This window comes from Phenylobacterium sp. (assembly GCF_016793225.1).
Classification (GTDB): domain Bacteria; phylum Pseudomonadota; class Alphaproteobacteria; order Caulobacterales; family Caulobacteraceae; genus Phenylobacterium.
This window is the reverse complement of record NZ_JAEUMN010000140.1, coordinates 1-3655: the sequence shown is the minus strand read 5'-3', so window position 1 is coordinate 3655 and position 3655 is coordinate 1. Positions and strand designations below refer to the sequence as shown.

Below are 3655 nucleotides of genomic sequence, written 5' to 3'. Positions count from 1 at the left end.
ACGGCCATGATCCCCTTCGCCTGGATCATCGAGGCCAAGCTGGTCCTGAACGACGAGCTGATGAAGCGGGGGGCCGATCAGCGCGCCGCCCGCATCGCGGCCGAACAACAACAAACGACCGAGTAGAGGGAATATCCCATGAGCCTGACCGGCATCTCCGCCAACCGGCTTGAACTGCTGCAGATCGCCGAAGCGGTCGCCCGCGAGAAGTCGATCGACAAGGAGATCGTCATCGAGGCGATCGAAGAGGCGATCCAGAAGGGCGCCCGCGCCCGCTATGGCGCCGAGCACGACATCCGCGTCCACATCGACCCGAAGACCGGCGAGACCACCATCAAGCGCGTGGTGACCGTCGTCGCCGACGACGCGGTGTTCGGCGGCGGCATCGATGAGGAGACCGGCGAGGAACTGCCGTTCGAGGAGCCGCCGGGCATCCTGCGCCTCGCCGACGCCAAGCGCCGCGACAAGAACGCCGAGGTCGGCTCCGTCTACGAGGAGCTGCTGCCGCCGTTCGAGTTCGGCCGCGTGCAGACCCAGATGGCCCGCCAGGTGGTGATGGGCAAGGTCCGCGACGCCGAGCGCGAGCGTCAGTACGAGGAATACAAGGACCGCGTCGGCGAGATCGTGAACGGCACGGTGAAGCGGGTCGAGTACGGCAACGTCGTCGTCGACCTTGGCCGCGGCGAAGGCATCATGCGCCGCGACCAGTCGATCCCGCGCGAGAACTTCAACATCGGCGACCGGATCCGCTGCTACATCTACGACGTCCGCCGCGAGACGAAGGGTCCGCAGATCCTGCTAAGCCGCGCGCACGGCGGCTTCATGGCCAAGCTGTTCGCCCAGGAAGTGCCGGAAGTGTACGACGCGGTCATCGAGATCCGCGCCGTGGCCCGCGACCCCGGCAGCCGCGCCAAGATGGCGGTGATCTCCAACGACAGCTCGATCGACCCCGTGGGCGCCTGCGTCGGCATGCGCGGCAGCCGCGTGCAGGCGGTCGTGGCCGAGCTGCAGGGCGAGAAGATCGACATCATCCAGTGGAGCCAGGACGAGGCCACCTTCATCGTGAACGCGCTGGCCCCGGCGGAAGTCTCCAAGGTGGTGATGGACGAGGAGGACGAGCGCGTCGAAGTCGTGGTCCCGGATGAGCAACTCTCCCTGGCCATCGGCCGCCGCGGCCAGAACGTGCGCCTCGCCAGCCAGCTGACCGGCTGGCAGATCGACATCATGACCGAGAGCCAGGAAAGCGAGCGCCGCCAGCGCGAGTTCACCGAGCGCACGGCCCTGTTCCAGGAAGCCCTGGACGTGGACGAGGTCATCGCCCAGCTGCTGGTCACCGAGGGCTTCGCCAGCGTCGAGGACGTGGCCTATGTCGACGCCTCGGAAGTCGCCGCGATCGAGGGCTTCGACGAGGACACCGCCGAGGAGATCCAGGCCCGCGCCCGCGACTACCTCGAAAAGGAAGCAGCCGAGTACGACGCCAAGCGGCGCGAACTGGGCGTCGAGGACGGGATCCTGGAGATCGAGGGGATCACCCTGCCGATGGCCGTGGCCCTCGGCGAGGGCGACGTGAAGACCATCGAGGACCTCGCGGGTCTCGTGCCCGACGACCTGCGCGGCTGGTTCGAGACGCGGAACGGCGAGCGCGTGCGCGAGGCGGGCATCCTCGAGGCCTTCGGCCTGGAGCCGCAGGACGCCGAGGCGCTGATCATGCGCGCCCGGATCGCCATGGGCTGGGTCGAGGCGCCGGAAGAGCCGGTCGAAGAGTTCGTCGGGGACGAACCCTCCGAAGAAGTGTTCGCCGAGGCCGAAACCCCGGCCGAAGCGCAAGACGCCTAGGCGAGCACAGAGGTGTCCCCCTGGTGCTCAGCGGTGGATCAGACCTTCGACTAGCCCTCCTCCTCGATGGAGGAGGGTTGGGTGGAGGTGCGCCCGCTGAGTATGGACCGGCCCGCCTGAGGGCGCCTGCGCCCTCGCGCGCACAACGCTTCCACGGCGTGCGCACACCTCCATCCCCGACCCCCTCCATCGAGGAGGAAGGGAGGATGAACTTCGAGCATCCAGATCATCCTCCCGGGCGTGTTGCGGCGGCTCGACGCCTGCGAAGGCGCAGCACCTGGGCTGAACGCCAGATGTGGAAGCACCTGCGCAGCCTGGCGTTCAACTTTCGCCGCCAGGCCCCGATCGGCCCGTTCATCGTCGACTTCGCCTCTCACCGCGCCGGCTTGGTGATCGAGGTCGATGGCGGGATTCACGAGCGGCTGGATGACGTCGCGCTGCGGGATGGCGAGCGCCAACTCTGGCTGCAATCCCAGGGCTACCGGGTGCTTCGCTTCACAAACCAGCAGGTCGAAAACGACGTCGCTGGCTGCGTCGCCCAGGTCACGACCGTGCTGCGGGGCAAAGGGTGGACGCCCGCGGACGCGGAAGACGCCTCGACGCAGCCGCACGTTCCTGCCAGGGGCCGAAGATGAGGAGCGCGCCCAGAACCCACGCCGAAGCCTCCCGGGCGCGGAAGGATCTTGTCTCCGGCGAGGTGCGTCCCGAAGCGGAGCTGGTCCGGTTCGTGGTCGGGCCCGACGGGTCCGCCGTTCCGGACCTGGCGCGGAAGCTGCCCGGGCGGGGGATGTGGGTCGCCGCCGACCGGGCGTCGGTGTCCGCCGCGGCGAAGAAGGGCCTCTTCGCGCGCTCGGCCAAGGCGTCGGTGAAGGCCGCGCCGGACCTCGCCGACCAGGTGGAGCGGCTGCTCCGACAGCGGCTGTTGGCCGCCCTGGGGCTTGCACGGAAGGCCGGAGACCTTACCTCGGGGTTCGAGAAGGTCGCCGCCGCCGTGTCGGGCGGCAAGGCGGCCTGGCTGATCGAGGCGTCGGACGGCGCCGCGGACGGTAGGGGCAAGCTGCTGCGCCTCGCCCGCCATCAATCCCCCCCGCCCGGGGTCGTCGGCGTCTTCACGTCGGCGGAATTGGGTTTGGCCTTAGGGGGCGAGAATGTGATACACACCGCCTTCCTTGCGGGGCGAGCCGCCGAGCGTTGGGCCGAAGATGTCCGGCGCTTCGGAGGATTTAGTCCGCTCCTTCCTGAGGATTGGCGCGAGGAGCCTGTCGAGGCCAAGCGGGAGCCCTAGGGCTTTCCGCCTTTCCTCATTGAGACGGGCGAGGTTGACGACGTGACGTGTGTCCGGGATCCGCCCGGGGCCGAGTAAAAGCGAGCGAATGAGCGAGAACGACAACAACGGCCGCAAGCCCCTGACCCTGAAGCCCCGCCCCGGCGGGTCGATCAGCTCGGGCACGGTGAAGCAGAGCTTCAGCCACGGCCGGACGAAGACGGTGGTCGTCGAGACCAAGCGCGCCCGGCCGCATGCGCCGCCCGGCGGCAATCTGGCCGCGCCGTCCGCCGCCGAACGTCGCGTGTTCGAGCCGGCGCCGCGTCCCGCCGCGCCGCCGCAGGGCCAGCGTCCGACCGGTCCAGGCGACGGCCTGTCGGCCGAGGAGCGCGCCGCCCGCCAGCGCGTCATCGAGCAGGCCCAGGCCCAGCGCGCCCAACAGGAAGCCGAGCGCCGCGCCCGCGAGGAGCGCGAACGCGCCGCCGCCGAGGCCGCCCGCGCCGCGCAGGCCGCCGCCGCCCAGGCCGCCGCCGCGCCGCCTGCCGCGGAAGCGCC

The 3655-nt window shown here is 69.9% G+C and carries 4 protein-coding genes and 1 pseudogene; all 5 read left to right on the top strand.

The window, feature by feature from the left end; all coding sequences use genetic code 11:
* A pseudogene (locus JNK30_RS16215) lies at positions 1-126 on the top strand (ribosome maturation factor RimP); the annotation flags it as partial.
* 12 nt (positions 127-138) lie between these two features.
* A complete protein-coding gene (gene nusA, locus JNK30_RS16210) occupies positions 139-1836 on the top strand; it encodes a transcription termination factor NusA (RefSeq protein WP_293483719.1) in 1698 nt (565 codons plus the stop codon).
* A 206-nt stretch (positions 1837-2042) separates the two neighbouring features.
* The gene (locus JNK30_RS16205; protein WP_293483717.1) at positions 2043-2471 is read left to right on the top strand and encodes an endonuclease domain-containing protein; all 429 of its coding nucleotides are present in this window, start codon (positions 2043-2045) and stop codon (positions 2469-2471) included.
* Positions 2468-3121: an RNA-binding protein gene (locus JNK30_RS16200; RefSeq protein WP_293483715.1), complete on the top strand. Its 654-nt coding sequence runs from the start codon at positions 2468-2470 to the stop codon at positions 3119-3121. The genes JNK30_RS16205 and JNK30_RS16200 overlap by 4 nt, the downstream gene beginning before the upstream one ends.
* Positions 3122-3209: 88 nt before the next feature.
* On the top strand, positions 3210-3655 hold a 446-nt coding region (locus JNK30_RS16195), incomplete at its 3' end, for an IF-2-associated domain-containing protein (protein ID WP_293483713.1).

Coding starts and splice junctions, on each gene's coding strand:
- nusA (WP_293483719.1), top strand. CDS start 139: ATGAGCCTGACCGGCATCTCCGCCAACCGGCTTGAACTGCTGCAGATC.
- JNK30_RS16205 (WP_293483717.1), top strand. CDS start 2,043: ATGAACTTCGAGCATCCAGATCATCCTCCCGGGCGTGTTGCGGCGGCT.
- JNK30_RS16200 (WP_293483715.1), top strand. CDS start 2,468: ATGAGGAGCGCGCCCAGAACCCACGCCGAAGCCTCCCGGGCGCGGAAG.